This is a genomic window from Agrobacterium sp. LR_9 (assembly GCF_041954855.1).
Classification (GTDB): Bacteria; Pseudomonadota; Alphaproteobacteria; order Rhizobiales; family Rhizobiaceae; genus Agrobacterium; species Agrobacterium leguminum.
The window spans coordinates 12,402-28,721 of sequence record NZ_JAVAYA010000001.1; the positions used below are offsets into that span (position 1 = coordinate 12,402).

Here is a 16,320-nt window from a genome sequence, read left to right on the forward strand (position 1 = left end):
TTCGCGAAACCGCGCGCATCCCGTTCAGGTTTTCAGGCTTCTATGCCTGCGCGATCCTTAATCCAGGATGAAGAGTTTAAATGCGGCAATTTAAGGCGGGGTTAAGTCCTGTCCGGATCAAATCGGTGTCATTGGCAGACGTCGACCCATTCCGCTCCCGTCAATTCGGCCATCACCTCCGGCGAAATCTTCACCGCCGCATTGGTGGCGCCGGCCGCGGGAACCACCTCATGATAGTTTTTCAGGGAGACATCGCAAAACACCGGAAGCGGGGAGGGCAGGCCGAAAGGGCACACGCCGCCGATGGGATGGCTGGTTACCGCCACCACCTCTTCCGGTCCGAGCATGCGCGGCTTTGCGCCGAAATGATCGCGGAATTTGCGGTTGTCGAGCCGCTTCGTGCCGGCGGCGACGACGAGAAGAATGGTTTCACCCGCTTTCAGGCAAATGGTTTTCGCAATCTGGTCGGGGTCGACACCATGCGCTTCAGCGGCCAGCGCAACCGTCGCCGAACTCGTTTCGGTTTCGATCACGGCGACCTCGGGCGACTTTTCGGTGAAAAAGGCTCTGACGGATTCGATAGACATGCGTATTTATTAGGCGTTACGCGGAGAAGCTTCAAGTCACCCCGAAACAGCTATGCATTTAGCGCAATGCTGCGCTGCGATGAAACGTCTGTTTTTTAAGCGGCGATCCTGTATTTTCAAATCATCGAAGCGACGCACTCCTCCTCCCAGCGTCGCCCGATTGGACTGACAATACTCCTCCTCCCAATTGTCAGTCAGTTTCAAGAACCCGGCGCACCTCCTCCCGCGCCGGGTTTTTGCTTTTTGGCGTTCCTGTTGTCTGTCTCGCTGCTGAACCCTGACAAGATGGTCGTGTTCAAAGAAACTTGACTTTCAGCCCCTTCCAACCTAGGTACTTCGCCATCGATATTTGTTTGACGACCAGAGCTTCGGCGTCTTTTTAGACGCTCACGACGATCTTTTCCTTCAAATTCGACCCAAGTCCGCACTGCTCGCAGTGCAAATACAATTGCCAACGGAAGGAAATCGTTATGGCGACTGGTACAGTAAAGTGGTTCAACGCAACCAAGGGCTACGGCTTCATTCAGCCTGACGACGGTTCGCAGGACGTATTCGTTCACATCTCCGCTGTTGAGCGCGCTGGTCTGACCGCCCTCAACGACGGCCAGAAGCTCTCCTACGAGCTGATGCAGGATCGCCGCTCGGGCAAGATGTCCGCAGGCAACCTCGTTGCTGCCTGATAAGCGCTTTGGCCCGAAAGGGTCATTCGTATGAATGGAAAGGCCGGATTTTTCCGGCCTTTTTCTTTTGCAGGAAGGGGCTGAACCGTTGCCCTTGAAAAAGCCGGGTCACATACCAATATAGGGTTCAACAGTGCTTCGGACCGGAACTACCGGGAATGGCGCTTTTAAAAGTGCCGCTGCTGTTGTGTTAACCAAAGATTAACCAAAGCAGCCGATCCTGAGCCGGAAAGCAGCGTCGATATCTTTGACGCGCTCTGGAGCATCAGGCCGTTTGAACGCTTTGACCACGGATGTACTGGCATTGACGGAAAACGGATGGAAAGGTCGGGCTTGCCCGGCCTTTTTGTTTATGTGCCGAGGAGGTGCCGAATATTCGGCACCTCCTCCTTATTTTCAGGATTATTTCGCCGCGAGCGCGTCGAGAATACGGACCCAGGAGCGAATGCCCTTGTGGAAGGACTGCAGGTCGTATTTTTCATTCGGCGAATGAATACGGTCATCGGTAAGTCCGAAGCCGACAAGCAGCGAATCCATTCCCAGCATCTTCTGGAAATCGCCGACGATCGGGATCGAGCCACCCATACCGATGACGACGGCTGGTTTCGGCCACTCTTCCGAAAGCGCGTTTTTGGCTTTGGTCAGCACGGGCGAATCGTAGGACAGCTGGATGGCGGGTGAGCCGCCATGTTCGTGGAACTCCACGGAGCAATCGGCGGGAATCTTCGAGCGCACATAGGCCCGGAAGCTTTCACGAATGGCCGCAGGGTCCTGCTCGCCGACGAGGCGGAAAGACACCTTGGCGGAGGCCTTGGCGGCGATCACGGTCTTGAAACCATCGCCGGTATAGCCGCCGATAATGCCGTTGACTTCCGCCGTCGGCCGCGCCCAGGTCTGCTCCAGCACGGAGCGGCCCTTTTCACCCGAGGGAACCGAAAGGCCGACTTCGCCCAGGAAGGCTTCGGCCGTGCGGCCCAGCGTTTCCCAAGAGGCCTTTATGTTGGCGGGGGTTTCTTCCACGCCGTCATAAAAGCCGGAAAGCGTCACCCGGCCGGTCTCGTCATGCAGGCCGGCGAGAATGTCGGTGAGGATGTGAATGGGGTTTGCCGCCGCCCCACCGAACAGACCGGAATGCAGATCGCGGTCGGCTGCGGTGATGACGACTTCTTCGCCGACCAGGCCGCGAAGGGCTGCGGCAATGGCGGGTGTATCCCGGTCCCACATGCCGGTATCGCAGACCAGCGCATAATCGGCCTTCAGTTCTTCCGCATTGGCTTCGAGAAAAGGCTTCAGCGACGGCGAGCCGGATTCTTCTTCGCCTTCAAAGAGAATGGTGACGCGCACCGGCAGGCCGCCATTGACAGCCTTGTACGCCCGGCATGCCTCCACGAAGGTCATCAGCTGGCCCTTGTCGTCCGCCGTTCCGCGTCCGGTAATCACCTGCCGGCCGGCGCCGATATCCTTGACCGCGGGTTCGAACGGATCGTTTTCCCAAAGCTCGAGCGGATCGACTGGCTGGACGTCATAATGGCCGTAGAAAAGCACATGCGGCGCGTCCTTGGTGGCCGCATCGTGATGCGCCACGACCATGGGGTGGCCGGCGGTATCGCGCACGGAGGCCGTAAAGCCGAGCGCCGAAAGCGTTCTGACCAGCCACTCCGCCGCCTTGCGGCATTCCGCCTTGTAAGCGGGGTCCGTCGAAATCGACGGAATGCGTACGAGCTCGAACAGTCGCTCAAGGCTGGAGGTGAGATTGTTGTCGGCGGTGGAAAGAATGGGGGAAACGTCTGTCATCGCTGATCCTGTCATGTCTGTCGTGACCCGGCGATAAGACGAAACATCCGGGCATCGCGCATCGCGGGAAACAAGGGGGCCGGCGCGTCGTGAATCGGCAAACGTGCGGCCGGCGGAACGATAGAGCAGTTCAGGGAAAGTGCGAAGCGGTTTCGGGATGTAAATGCTATTTCGCTTTTTTGGCGCTTTCGATCGCCCGGCGCATATATTCCAGCAGAAGCTGCCTCTCGAAACGCCGGAAATCCTGGAGCAGCGCGTCTTCGGTGGCTTCGGAGGCGGCAATGGCGTTGGCTTCCAGATCCCTGCCGCGCTGGGTCAGTTCGATGATCTGGGCACGGCGGTCGCTGGGATGGGATTTGCGGACGATCAGCCCGTCGCGCTCCATGCGTGAGAGCGTATTGGCGAGTGTCGCCTGTTCGACATCGATTCTATCCAGCAATTGCCGCTGGGTCAGGCCGTCCTCATGCCAGAGTTCGATGAGGATGGGGAATTGTCCGGGCGAGAAACCCAGGGCGGCGGCTCTTTTCTGCAGCGCCATGGTGAATTCCCGCGCCATTTTCGAAGCGAGATAGATTGCCGATTCGTCCCGGGAAAAACCCATTTTTCCGCCCATAAAGCACCACGGCCGGCTCAGCCCGGCAAGTCGATAGCGCGATATATATCGCATGATATGTTTAGGCCAGCCTAAACAGGGCGCAAAATAAAACCGCCACGGCCGGGAGGGGTCGGCCATGGCGGTCATATTGGAGGACAAAGGCCCGGAGAGGGGGAAAGGCCTTTGTCCGGTCTGACGCGGCGGGGGACGAGCCAGCTATCAGACTACGGCGTGATCAGGCGCCGTCCCTTATGAAATGTGTCTGCAAATGCGGCTTTTCAAGGGAAGGGCGGATTACAAATCGGTAACGTTCAGGTGAATTTTGCAGGCCTGTGGCACCGCCTCATTCCCCGCTCTTTACGGTGCGTTGTGCGAAGTTTCGGTAGACGTCAAAACGGCCCCGCGCTATCCATGCTACCCATGAAAAAAGGCGATCATCTCTTCCTCGTTGACGGTTCCGGTTTCATTTTCCGGGCCTTCCATGCAATCCCGCCGCTGAACCGCAAGTCGGACGGGCTGCCGGTCAACGCCGTCTCCGGTTTCTGCAACATGTTGTGGAAGCTGCTGAAGGATGCGCGCAATACCGATGTCGGCGTGACGCCGACCCATTTTGCGGTGATTTTCGACTATTCGTCGAAGACTTTCCGTAACGAGCTTTATGATCTCTACAAGGCCAATCGCACCGCGCCGCCGGAAGATCTGGTGCCGCAATTCGGCCTGATCCGTGAGGCGACGCGCGCCTTCAACCTTCCCTGCATCGAGACCGAAGGCTTCGAGGCGGACGATATCATCGCCACCTATGCCCGACAGGCCGAGGCGATCGGCGCCGATGTTACGATCATCTCCTCCGACAAGGATCTGATGCAGCTCGTCACGGCCAATGTACATATGTACGACGCCATGAAGGACAAGCAGATCGGCATTCCGGACGTTGTCGAAAAGTGGGGCGTGGGCCCCGAAAAGATGATCGACCTGCAGGCGATGACCGGCGATTCCACCGATAATGTTCCGGGCATTCCGGGCATCGGGCCGAAGACGGCGGCGCAATTGCTGGAGGAATACGGCGATCTCGATACGCTGCTGGCGCGGGCAGGCGAAATCAAGCAGCAGAAGCGCCGGGAAAATATCATCGCCAATGCGGAGCTTGCCCGCCTTTCCAGACAGCTTGTGGCGCTCAGAACCGATGTGCCGCTGGATCAGTCTCTCGAAGGGCTGGTGCTTGAACCGCAGAACGGGCCGAAACTGATCGCCTTCCTGAAGGCGATGGAATTCACGACGCTGACACGCCGGGTTGCCGAGGCGACCGAAACCGACGCTTCCGCCATCGACCCTGCCAATGTGCCGGTACAATGGGGTGCCGATGCCCATGGCCCCGATCTCGATGCGCCGGCCGCCGCCGTTAAGGTTGGCGAAGTGGCCACTAACGCCGCTGGCGCTTCGGCTTCGCCTGCCGCTCCGGCAAGGAAAGTAACGGGGGAGGGCAGCGCGCCCGCCGATCTCGCCACCGCGCGACAGACGCTTTTTTCCGCCGCCAAGATCGATACGACCGCCTATCTGACGATCAGGGACCTTGCGACGCTCGACCGCTGGATCGCGGCCGCCCGGGAAACAGGCGTCGTCGCCTTCGATACGGAAACGACCTCCCTCGACCCGATGCAGGCGGAACTTGTCGGTTTTTCTCTGGCCATTGCCGACAACGGCAAGGATGCCACGGGCACCGATATCCGGGCCGCTTATGTTCCTTTGACGCATAAGACCGGTTCCGGCGGCGATCTCTTCAGCGATGGCATCAAATTGGCCGAAGGGCAGGTGCCCTTTGCCGAGGCGCTGGCGCGTCTGAAGGACTTGCTCGAGGATGAGGCCGTTCTGAAGGTCGCGCAGAACCTGAAATATGACTATCTGCTGATGAAACGCCACGGCGTCATCATGCAGAGCTTCGACGACACGATGCTGATTTCTTATGTCCTCGAGGCCGGCAAGGCCACGCATGGCATGGATTCGCTGTCCGAACGCTGGCTCGGCCACACGCCGATCGCCTATAAGGACGTGGCGGGATCGGGTAAGTCGAGCGTCACCTTCGATTTTGTCGATATCGACAAGGCAACCGCTTATGCTGCGGAAGATGCCGATGTCACCCTGCGGCTCTGGATGGCGTTGAAGCCGAGGCTTGTTTCGGAACGGCTGACCAAGGTTTACGAGCGGCTGGAGCGCCCCCTCGTGCCGGTTCTGGCGCATATGGAAGAGCGCGGCATCACCGTCGACCGGCAGATTCTCTCGCGTCTTTCCGGCGAACTCGCCCAGAAGGCTGCCTCCTTCGAAGAGGAAATCTACGAGCTGGCGGGCGAGCGCTTCAACATCGGATCGCCAAAGCAGCTTGGCGATATTCTGTTTGGCAAGATGGGCCTGCCGGGCGGTTCCAAAACCAAGACCGGGCAATGGTCGACATCAGCGCAGGTTCTCGAAGATCTCGCGGCGGAAGGCGTCGAACTGCCGCGCAAGATCGTCGACTGGCGGCAGCTGACGAAACTGAAATCGACCTATACGGATGCACTGCCCGGATATATCCATCCCGAGACGAAACGGGTGCATACGTCCTATGCGCTCGCCTCCACCACCACGGGGCGTCTGTCCTCCTCGGAGCCGAACCTTCAGAACATCCCGGTTCGCACCGCCGAAGGCCGCAAGATCCGCACGGCTTTCATCTCCACGCCCGGCCACAAGCTACTGTCGGCCGATTACAGCCAGATCGAACTGCGCGTGCTGGCCCATGTTGCCGATATTCCGCAGCTGCGCAACGCCTTCGAAAACGGCATCGACATTCATGCCATGACGGCATCGGAAATGTTCGGCGTGCCGGTGGAAGGCATGCCGTCGGAAGTGCGCCGCCGCGCCAAGGCCATCAACTTCGGCATCATCTACGGCATTTCCGCCTTTGGCCTCGCCAACCAGCTCAGCATCGCCCGCTCCGAAGCCGGCGACTATATCAAGAAATATTTCGAGCGTTTTCCCGGAATTCGCGACTACATGGAGGCAACCAAAGCCTTCGCCCGCGAAAACGGCTATGTCGAAACGATTTTCGGCCGCCGCGCCCATTATCCGGAAATCCGCTCTTCCAACCCTTCGGTAAAAGCCTTCAATGAGCGCGCGGCCATCAACGCGCCGATCCAGGGCTCGGCCGCCGATATCATCCGCCGTGCCATGGTTCGTATCGAGCCTGCGCTGGAGGCCGAAAAGCTTTCCGCCCGCATGCTGCTGCAGGTGCATGACGAACTTATCTTCGAAGTCGAGGAGGCGGAAATCGAAAAGACCTTGCCGGTTGTCGTCTCCGTTATGGAAAACGCTGCCATGCCCGCGATTTCCATGAAGGTGCCGCTGAAAGTGGATGCCCGCGCGGCCGACAATTGGGATGAAGCGCACTGACTGGAGAACCGGCTTTCTGTGGATTCCGGGATATGAACCACTTCAAGGGGCATGTCGTTTTCGATAAGAGGTGAGCCGTGATTTGTGATGCCTGAGGGCAGCTCGCCGCGCTGATTCCGTTGAATCGGAAAAAATGCGCGTCAGGGCTGGTCAAAGCCCGTTTGGGCATGTATAAGCGCGCCAAATTTCCGATATCGAGACATCCGACATTCGGCCTTTGGTTCTGGCCGGTTCCGTTGTTTCGCCGCTTAAGTGGAGTAACAAAAATGGCTGTACCAAAAAGAAAAACAAGCCCGTCCAAGCGCGGTATGCGCCGCTCGGCTGACGGTCTCAAGTCTGCGACCTACGTTGAAGACAAGAACTCCGGCGAACTGCGCCGTCCGCACCATATCGATCTGAAGACCGGTATGTATCGCGGCCGTCAGGTTCTGACGCCGAAGGAAAGCGCATAAGCTTTTCTGAAATCATCTTTGCAAAAAACCGGTCCTCGTGGCCGGTTTTTTGTTTTCAGGAACGTCCACCTGCCTTTTCCGCTCACTTGGAAAATTCGGCCGCTCCTCCTACACTCTTTCAGGGAGAGCAGGTTTCGGTGCCTGCAACAGGAGGGGAGCTTCGGTGAAATATCGCTGGTTTGTGTTGATGCTTCTCAGCCTTGGTCTCGGTTACGGCGCCGTGACGAGAGGTGGCGGCATCATCGCGGAAAGCTATTTCGGCGAAATGTCCGAGCAGGGCCGCACGACGCTGCGGCTGGCCGTCTCTGCTCTCGGCGGGCTTTTGAACCGTTACGAGCCGCTGCCGGCGCTGATTGCCGATCATGACGACATTGAGGAACTGGTCGCACATCCCAAGGATGCCGAACTGCGCCAGCGCGCCAATATCTACCTCAAATCCATCAACACCCTGCTGGAATCCTCCGATATCTACATCATCACGCTGGATGGGGAGACCATCGCCGCCAGCAACTATGATGGGCCGACGAGTTTCGTCGGTGAGAATTTCAGCTACCGTCCCTATTTTCAGGATGCCGCCAAGGGCTTCCAGTCACGCTTCTTCGCGCTTGGCACCACCTCGCACAAGCGCGGTTATTATTTTTCAGCGCCCATTCTCTTCAACGAGGAGATCAAGGGCGTCATCGTCTTCAAGGTTGATATTGAAGGCATAGAAGCGTCATTCGGCGATGGTGAGAACCGAATTCTGGTATCGGACCCGGAAGGCATCATCTTCATGACCGGAACGTCGCAATGGCTTTATTCCGGCCTGATGCCGCTGACACCCGAAAGGCTGGCGCGAACCGAGGCTTCCCGCCGCTACGCCAATGCCACCCTTAAGGAATTGCCCCTGAAAAACGGCAATTTCGGTTCGCATCAGCTGATGACCATCAGCCAGGATGACGGTGAAAGGGAATATATGGTCCTGTCGCAGCCGATGCCGGACGCGGGCTGGACAGTCAGCGTGCTGATGGACACGGGTTCGCTCCGAACGCAGGTGAAGACGGCTATGATAGCCATCATCCTCTGCCTCTGCCTGGCGGCCGCCCTCATCGCCGCCATGCTGCAAAGGCGTCGTCGTCTGCGGGAGCGCCTGACGCATCAGGCGGAGGCGCAGGCGGAGCTGGAACGACGGGTGGAGGAACGCACGGCCGATCTGGCGCGGGTCAATCAGGAGATCGAGCACGAAATCGCCGAACGCCGCCAGACGGAAAAGCAATTGCGCAAGATGCAGAACGATCTGGTGCAGGCGGGCAAGCTAGCAGCGCTCGGGCAGATGTCGGCGGCGCTATCGCATGAGTTCAATCAGCCGCTCGCAGCCGCCAAGAACTACGCCGAAAACGCCTCGCTTCTCGTGGAGCGGGGACGGCTGGAGGAGGTGACGGAAAACCTCAGGCGCATTTCGGGCCTTATCGATCGCATGGCTTCCATCAGCAAGCATCTCAGGAATTTCGCCCGCAAGCCCAATGAAAAAATGGCCGCGGTAAGTCTGGAAGCCGTCCTTCGCGATACGCTTGAAATCGTCGGTGCGCGGCTGAAGGCCGCCGATGCGGTGCTGGATGTGGATCTCGGCCGGGTGCCGCTTGCCGTGAAGGCCGGCCCGGTGCGGCTGCAGCAGGTGCTCGTCAACATCATCTCCAATGCTGCCGATGCGGTGGAGGGGCGAGAGGATCGCCGCATTGCGCTGCGTGCCGTGCAGCATGGCCAGTCGGTGTCGATTTTCATTCGTGATCGCGGTCCGGGCGTGCCGGCGGCGATTTCAGAACGCATTTTCGATCCCTTCTTCACCACCAAGGGCGTGGGGCGCGGCCTCGGTCTTGGCCTGTCCATCTCCTATAACATCATCAAGGATTTTGGCGGCCAGCTCCGTGTCAGAAACCATGACGAGGGCGGGGCTGAGTTCGAGATCGAATTGCCGGCCGCCGCCTGGCGCGTGGAGGCTGCTGCGGAATGACCATGTCGCGGGTTCTGTTGATCGATGATGAGGAAGAACTGCGCTTTTCCACCGCGCAGGCGCTGGAGCTTTCCGGTTTTGCCGTCACCATGCTGGCAAGCGCAGAACATGCGCTCGAACTCATCGGTTACAGCTTCGACGGTGTCGTGGTCAGCGATATCAGGATGCCCGGCATGGATGGCATGACGCTGCTGCAGAAGGTGCGGGAGCTCGATCCTGAAATACCTGTCATCCTGATGACGGGCCATGGCGATGTGCAGCTCGCGGTCAACGCCATGCGCAACGGCGCGTATGATTTCATCGAAAAGCCGTTCACGCCGCAATATCTCGCCGGTATCATCAAAAGGGCGAATGATCGGCGGGCGCTTGTACTGGAAAACCGCCGCCTCAAGGCGGTAGCGGGCAAGCATGACGATCTCGAAACGCGTCTGCCCGGCAGAACCCAGATCATGGTCGATCTGCGGTATCGTATCCGCGCCATCGGCGCGACGGACGCCGATACGCTGATCGTCGGTAACACGGGCGCCGGCAAGGAGGTCGTGGCGCGGGCGCTTCACGACATCAGCGCCAGAGCCAACCGGCCCTTCGTGGCGATCAATTGCGCCGCCCTTCCGCAGACGCTGATTGAAAGTGAACTATTCGGCCACGAGGCCGGTGCGTTTCCGGGAGCGCTGCGCCCACGCTACGGCAAGTTCGAACATGCTCGCGGCGGCACCATATTGCTGGATGAGATAGGCTCCATGCCCTTCGAATTGCAGGGCCGCTTCCTGCGTGTCTTGCAGGAACGGGTGATTACCCGTCTCGGCTCGAATGAAACGGTCGAACTCGATGTCCGTTTCATCGCCACCAGCAAGGTCGATCTGGAACAGGAAGTCGCGGCTGGCCGGTTCCGCGCCGATCTTCTTTATCGGCTCAACGTGGCGACACTTCTCGTACCATCGCTCTCGCAGCGCAGCGCAGATATACCGCTACTTTTCCTGCACCTCGTGCGGGAAGCCGCTGCCCGTTACGGGCGGGAAGACACTGACGTGCCGCAAAGTCTGCTTTCGGCCGTCTCCCTGCGTGAATGGCCGGGCAATGTGCGTGAATTGCGCAATGCCGCGGACCGCTTCGTTCTCGGTCTGGAAAGCGATGTTTCCGAAGCCTCGCTACCGTTTCAGGGTGACGGAAAAGTGGCCCTTTCCGCACGGGTCGCGGCTTACGAAAAAAGCCTGATCGCACATGCAATCGCCGCACATGGCGGAAATCTGAAATCCGTCTATGAGAATCTCGGCATTTCGCGCAAAACGCTCTACGAGAAAATGCAGAAATACGGGCTGCAGCGGCACATGACCGAGGTCTGATGGGTGGATTTCCACCCATGGATGAGCCCCTATGGGTAGAAATCCACCCATTGCCGTTCAGGGACAGCAATAAAAGCGCACCTCACGACAAGACCGCCATTGCTGAAGGGCGATCCCGGATCGCAAATATCTCACCCCGGTCGCCATGGAGGAGCATGCGCGGCTGAAGTGGCGAACATTTTCATCCGGGAGGAATCGATGAAAATACTGAAGACAGTCACCGGCCTTGCTGCCGCCGCTGCCGTTTCCCTTTTTGCGCTGTCCGCATCCGCTCAGAACTATCCGGAGCGCAACATCACCATGGTCGTGCCCTTTGCCGCGGGCGGCCCGACGGATACGGTTGCGCGCCTTGTCGCTGAATCCATGTCGAAGGACCTTGGCCAGCAGATCATCGTCGAAAATGTCGGCGGCGCAGGCGGCACGCTGGGTGCTGGCCGTGTGGCATCGTCCGATCCGGACGGCTACACCGTTCTTCTCCACCATATCGGCATGGCCACCAGCGCCACGCTCTACCGCAAGCTCGCCTACGACACGCTGAACGCCTTCGAATATGTCGGCCTCGTTACCGAAGTGCCGATGACCATCCTGTCGCGCAAGAACCTCGAGACGACGGATCTGAAAGGTCTGATCGAATACGCCAAGGCGAACAAGGACAAGGTCACCGTCGCCAATGCCGGCATCGGCGCCGCCTCGCATCTGTGCGGCATGCTGTTCATGAGCGCCATCGAAACTCCGCTCGTCACGGTCCCTTACAAGGGCACGGGCCCGGCCATGACCGATCTGCTCGGCGGCCAGGTGGACATCATGTGCGACCAGACCACCAATACCACCAAGCAGATCCAGGGCGGCACGGTGAAGGCTTATGCCGTAACCACCGCCAAGCGGCTGGATGTGTTGCCTGATGTGCCGACAGTCGTTGAAGCGGGCCTGCCGAAACTCGAGGTCGGCATCTGGCACGGCATTTACACGCCTAAGGGCACGCCTGCCGAAATCAACGAAAAGCTCTCCAAGTCGCTCCAGGCCGCGCTGAAGGACAAGAATGTCGCGGCCCGGTTCGCCGAACTCGGCACGACGCCTTCCCCTGAAAGCGATGCGACGCCTGCGGCGCTAAAGGCCAAGCTCGAAAGCGAAATCGCTCGCTGGAAGCCGGTCATCGAGTCCGCCGGCCAATACGCCGACTGATGGAGCAACGGAACGACCGGCGGCGCTACGCCGCCGGTTTTCTGCTGTCGTTTTAACGCGCGGAACGGTGTGTCGCTGGCCGCAGTGGAGGGGCATCTTTCATGAAGTCGTTTTTTATTGACCCTGCCGAAGCAGCCTGCGGGGCAATTTTCATCGGTTTTGGCGCTTTTTTCGCCTTGCAGTCCTACGGGCTTGATTTGGGAACCACATTCCGCATGGGGCCGGGTTACTTTCCGCTCGTTCTCGCCATCGTCGTGATCCTGCTTGGAAGCGTCATATTTCTTCGCGCTACCCGGGTGCAGGGAGACGCCATCGGAGCCATCGCCTGGCGGGGTATTTTTTTCATTCTGCCCGCACCCATCTTTTTCGGCCTCACGGTCCGGGGACTTGGTTTCGTACCGGCACTGTTTTTCAGCGCCCTCATCGCAGCCTTTGCCTCGCACAAGATGAGCCCGCTGATGGCCGTTGCCATTTCCGCGGCCATCACGGTCTTTTCCGTCGCAGTGTTCAACTACGGTCTCGGGCTGCCTTTCCAGCGCTTTGGCCCATGGCTTAACTTTTAAGGTGCCGTGATGGAGCTGTTCAATAATCTCGCACTCGGTTTTTCGACGGCGTCGTCGCTGGAAAACCTGTTTTTCTGCCTCATCGGTGTGCTGCTTGGCACGCTCATCGGCGTGTTGCCGGGCATCGGCGCAACGGCCACAATCGCCATGCTGCTGCCGATCACCTTCCAGCTGGAGCCGGTCTCTTCGCTGATCATGCTCGCCGGCATCTATTACGGCGCGCAATATGGCGGTTCCACCACCGCAATCCTTATCAACATGCCGGGCGAATCCTCCTCCGCCGTCACTGCCATCGATGGATATCAGATGGCGCGCAAGGGCAAGGCGGGCGCCGCACTCGCCATTGCCGCCATCGGCTCGTTCTTTGCCGGCACGGTTTCCACCTTCCTCGTGGCGATCTTCGCTCCGCCTCTGACGGCGATTGCGCTGGAATTCGGCGCGGCGGAATATTTCTCGCTGATGGTCGTCGGCCTCGTTTCATCCATTGCGCTTGCCCATGGCTCCATCGTCAAGGCGCTGGCCATGGTCGTGCTGGGCCTGCTGCTGGGTTTGGTCGGCACCGATATCTATAGCGGCACACCGCGTTTCACCCTCGGCATCCGTGAATATGCCGACGGTCTGAACTTCGTGGCCGTGGCCGTCGGCGTCTTCGGTATCGCCGAAATCCTGCGCAATCTCGAAAACGAGCGCACCCGTTCGGTGCTGATCGCCAAGGTCAGCGGGCTGATGCCGACACGCGAGGATTTCAGGAAAATGATCGCGCCGGTGCTGCGCGGCACGGTCATTGGTTCCGCTCTCGGCATTCTTCCGGGCGGCGGCGCGATCCTCGCGGCCTTCGCTTCCTATACGGTGGAAAAACGCGTCTCCAAGAACCCGGAAGAATTCGGGCATGGCGCGGTTGCCGGCGTGGCCGGTCCGGAATCCGCCAACAATGCCGGTGCCCAGACCTCCTTCATCCCGCTGCTCACGCTCGGTATTCCCGCCAATCCGGTGATGGCGCTGATGATCGGCGCGATGATCATTCAGGGTATCGTGCCGGGTCCGAACGTTGCGACAGAACAGCCGGCGCTGTTCTGGGGCATCATTGCCTCCATGTGGATCGGCAACCTGATGCTCGTCATCCTCAACCTGCCGCTGATCGGGCTATGGGTAAAGCTTCTGACGGTGCCCTATTATGTGCTGTTCCCCATCATCATGGCCTTCTGCGCCATCGGGGTCTACAGCGTCAATTCCAATGTCTTCGATCTCTATGCCGTCGCCTTCTTCGGCTTCATCGGTTACGTGCTGGTGAAACTGCGCTGCGAGCCGGCGCCGCTGCTCCTGGGCTTCGTGCTTGGGCCGCTGCTGGAGGAGAACCTGCGCCGCGCCATGATCCTGTCGCGCGGCGATCCGACCACCTTCGTCACCCGGCCGATCAGCGCCACCCTGCTTTTCATTGCTCTGGCCGTGCTGATCGTCGTCTTCCTGCCCAGCGTGAAGAAGAAGCGTGAGGAGGTTTTCGTAGAAGAAGACTGAGGAAAGCCAAGAACTCGGATGCCGGCGATGGAAACATCGCCGGCTTTTTCCGTTTCTGGATCGCCGTGACGAATTCGCTTCACCAAAGCGACATATGGTTGACTCAGGCGCTTTTAGGCCCAAGGAAGGGCTGGAAAGAGAGGTCGATATGACGTCGGAAACCGAAAAACGGATCATTGCGCTCGAGGAAACGGCCGCGCATCAGGCGAAGGTGATAGAGGAGCTGTCCGATCAGCTGGCGGAACAATGGAAGGTGGTGGAGCAGACCCGCGCCAAGCTCGACCGCCTGACGGAGAGGTTCCTGAGCCTGGAGGAGCAATCGCTGGACGCGCCCGCGATTACTCGACCGCCGCATTATTGACAGGGAAGAGCCAATGAAAAACGAAACCGCCGCGCTGGCCGCCGATATCGTCGATTTCTGGAAGAAGGCCGGACCGGACAAGTGGTTCGACAAGGACGCGGCCTTTGACAGTCATTTTCATGATCGTTTCCGCGATGCCCATTTTGCAGCAGCTCGGCGTGAGCTGGACGACTGGCTGGAGGGTGCGGAAAGCAGTCTCGCGCTGATGCTTCTGCTGGATCAGTTTCCGCGCAACTGCTTTCGCGGCACCGCTCACATGTACGCCACCGACCCGCTGGCGCGGCTCTTTGCCGACGAGGCCATCCGCCGCGGGCATGACCAGGCGGTGGGCGAGGATTTACGCGTTTTCTTCTACCTGCCCTTTTCCCATGCGGAGGATATCGCCGCCCAGCGGCGTGCCTGCGACCTGAACCAGCCACTTGGCGGGCTTTATCTTCATCATGCCGAAGAACATCGCGATATCATCGAGCGTTTCGGCCGCTTTCCGCATCGCAACGACATTTTGCTGCGGGAAACGACGCCGGAGGAACGGCAATATCTGGAAGAAGGCGGCTTTTCCGGCTGAGTCGGAAATGAAAACGCCGCCAGTCCCGAAGGATGGCGGCGTTCTTAAAGCATGGGGCGGCGACAATCAGCCGTCGAAGAATTCCTTCATCCGGGCGAAGAAGCCCGTCGATTCCGGATTGTTCTCCTTGGAGGAGAGCTGCTCGAACTCCTGCAACAGCTCGCGCTGACGCTTGCTGAGTTTCTGCGGCGTTTCGATCTGAATCTGGATATAGAGGTCGCCCGTCTGCGCCGAACGCAGAACCGGCATTCCCTTACCCTTCAGACGGAACTGTTTGCCCGGCTGGGTTCCTTCCGGAACCGTAACGCGCGATTTGGTGCCGTCGAGCGTCGTGACGTCGAAGGTGCCGCCAAGTGCTGCCGTCGTCATGGAGATCGGTACGGTGCAATAAAGGTCGGCGCCGTCGCGCTGGAAGAATTCATGCGGACGCACGGACAGGAAAATATAAAGATCACCCGCCGGGCCGCCACGCATGCCAGCCTCGCCTTCGCCCTGCAGGCGAATGCGGGTGCCGTCCTCGATGCCCGAGGGAATGTTGACGGAAAGCGAACGCTCTTCCGTTACACGGCCCTGACCGTGGCACTTGCCGCAGGGATCGGAGATCGTCTGCCCGCGACCATGGCAGGTGGGGCAGGTGCGTTCCACCGAGAAGAAGCCCTGCGCTGCGCGCACGCGACCGGAACCCTGACAGGTCGCGCAGGTCTTCGGCTGCGTGCCGGGCTTTGCACCCGAACCGGAACAGACATCGCAGGTGATCGAGGTCGGAACCCTGATCTGCGCCGTCTTGCCGGTGAAGGCCTCTTCCAGCGTGATTTCCATATTGTAGCGAAGGTCGGCGCCGCGCTCGCGTCCGCCGGAAGAGCGGCGCGCACGGCCACCGCCCATCATCTCGCCGAAGATGTCTTCGAAAATATCCGAGAAGCCGCCATTGGCAAAACCGCCGCCGCCAAAGCCGCCACCGCCGCCCATGCCGCCGTTTTCAAAGGCCGCGTGGCCGAAACGGTCATAGGCCGCGCGTTTCTGCGGGTCCTTCAACGTTTCGTATGCTTCGTTGATTTCTTTGAATTTCCGTTCGGAATCGGCATCGTCCGGGTTCTTGTCCGGATGGTACTTCATCGCGAGTTTGCGGAAGGCGCTTTTCAGCTCTTTTTCGTCCGCGGTCTTGCTGACGCCAAGTGTTTCGTAAAAGTCTGCTTTCGCCATTAAGATAACAAGCCCCGCAAATGGATTTCCGGCTGCACGTCGGCAGCCGGATGTCTTGCATATGGTGTGA

The 16,320-nt window shown here is 59.3% G+C and carries 14 protein-coding genes; 10 read left to right on the forward strand and 4 right to left on the reverse strand.

Annotated elements, in window-relative coordinates; translation table 11 throughout:
- Window positions 1-128: 128 nt before the first annotated feature.
- On the reverse strand, window positions 129-587 hold the full coding sequence (locus RAC79_RS00070; RefSeq protein ID WP_065654782.1) for a YbaK/EbsC family protein: 459 nt from the start codon (window positions 585-587) through the stop codon (window positions 129-131).
- Between the two features lie 470 nt (window positions 588-1,057).
- Here RAC79_RS00070 and RAC79_RS00075 point away from each other — a divergent pair, with 470 nt between their 5' ends.
- The gene (locus tag RAC79_RS00075; RefSeq protein ID WP_003492998.1) at window positions 1,058-1,267 is read left to right on the forward strand and encodes a cold-shock protein; all 210 of its coding nucleotides are present in this window, start codon (window positions 1,058-1,060) and stop codon (window positions 1,265-1,267) included.
- A gap of 402 nt (window positions 1,268-1,669) precedes the next feature.
- On the opposite strand, the gene RAC79_RS00080 is transcribed toward RAC79_RS00075, so the two are convergent.
- Both RAC79_RS00080 and RAC79_RS00085 read right to left on the reverse strand, forming a co-directional pair.
- Window positions 1,670-3,061 (reverse strand): dipeptidase, encoded by a 1,392-nt coding sequence (locus RAC79_RS00080; RefSeq protein ID WP_078051457.1) that lies wholly within the window; start codon window positions 3,059-3,061, stop codon window positions 1,670-1,672.
- Between the two features lie 166 nt (window positions 3,062-3,227).
- Window positions 3,228-3,662, reverse strand: a complete 435-nt coding sequence (locus RAC79_RS00085; RefSeq protein WP_065654780.1) for a MarR family winged helix-turn-helix transcriptional regulator — start codon at window positions 3,660-3,662, stop codon at window positions 3,228-3,230.
- 414 nt (window positions 3,663-4,076) lie between these two features.
- On the opposite strand from RAC79_RS00085, the gene polA reads away from it, so the two are divergent.
- The 9 genes from polA (at window position 4,077) to RAC79_RS00130 (ending at window position 15,047) form a co-directional block, all read left to right on the forward strand.
- Window positions 4,077-7,076, forward strand: a complete 3,000-nt coding sequence (gene polA / locus RAC79_RS00090; RefSeq protein WP_174038692.1) for a DNA polymerase I — start codon at window positions 4,077-4,079, stop codon at window positions 7,074-7,076.
- A gap of 266 nt (window positions 7,077-7,342) precedes the next feature.
- The gene (rpmF, locus tag RAC79_RS00095; protein ID WP_003507205.1) at window positions 7,343-7,528 is read left to right on the forward strand and encodes a 50S ribosomal protein L32; all 186 of its coding nucleotides are present in this window, start codon (window positions 7,343-7,345) and stop codon (window positions 7,526-7,528) included.
- Window positions 7,529-7,715: 187 nt separating this feature from the next.
- Complete coding sequence (locus RAC79_RS00100; RefSeq protein ID WP_174038995.1) at window positions 7,716-9,518, forward strand: sensor histidine kinase; 1,803 nt, start codon at window positions 7,716-7,718, stop codon at window positions 9,516-9,518.
- On the forward strand, window positions 9,515-10,861 hold the full coding sequence (locus RAC79_RS00105; protein ID WP_078051453.1) for a sigma-54 dependent transcriptional regulator: 1,347 nt from the start codon (window positions 9,515-9,517) through the stop codon (window positions 10,859-10,861). Before RAC79_RS00100 ends, RAC79_RS00105 begins: the two co-directional genes overlap by 4 nt.
- Before the next feature lie 198 nt (window positions 10,862-11,059).
- A complete protein-coding gene (locus RAC79_RS00110; protein ID WP_065654776.1) occupies window positions 11,060-12,043 on the forward strand; it encodes a tripartite tricarboxylate transporter substrate-binding protein in 984 nt (327 codons plus the stop codon).
- 101 nt (window positions 12,044-12,144) lie between these two features.
- Window positions 12,145-12,606, forward strand: coding sequence for a tripartite tricarboxylate transporter TctB family protein (locus RAC79_RS00115; RefSeq protein ID WP_174043766.1), 462 nt, complete (start codon window positions 12,145-12,147; stop codon window positions 12,604-12,606).
- 9 nt (window positions 12,607-12,615) lie between these two features.
- Entirely contained in the window at window positions 12,616-14,121 is a 1,506-nt protein-coding gene (locus RAC79_RS00120) for a tripartite tricarboxylate transporter permease (RefSeq protein WP_065654774.1), read from the forward strand.
- A 148-nt stretch (window positions 14,122-14,269) separates the two neighbouring features.
- On the forward strand, window positions 14,270-14,482 hold the full coding sequence (locus tag RAC79_RS00125) for a SlyX family protein (RefSeq protein ID WP_059759493.1): 213 nt from the start codon (window positions 14,270-14,272) through the stop codon (window positions 14,480-14,482).
- Window positions 14,483-14,495: 13 nt separating this feature from the next.
- The gene (locus RAC79_RS00130; RefSeq protein WP_174043768.1) at window positions 14,496-15,047 is read left to right on the forward strand and encodes a DUF924 family protein; all 552 of its coding nucleotides are present in this window, start codon (window positions 14,496-14,498) and stop codon (window positions 15,045-15,047) included.
- 66 nt (window positions 15,048-15,113) lie between these two features.
- Here the strand turns inward: RAC79_RS00130 and dnaJ are convergent, their stop codons facing one another.
- Window positions 15,114-16,250 (reverse strand): molecular chaperone DnaJ, encoded by a 1,137-nt coding sequence (gene dnaJ, locus RAC79_RS00135; RefSeq protein WP_004439156.1) that lies wholly within the window; start codon window positions 16,248-16,250, stop codon window positions 15,114-15,116.
- Between the last annotated feature and the right edge of the window lie 70 nt (window positions 16,251-16,320).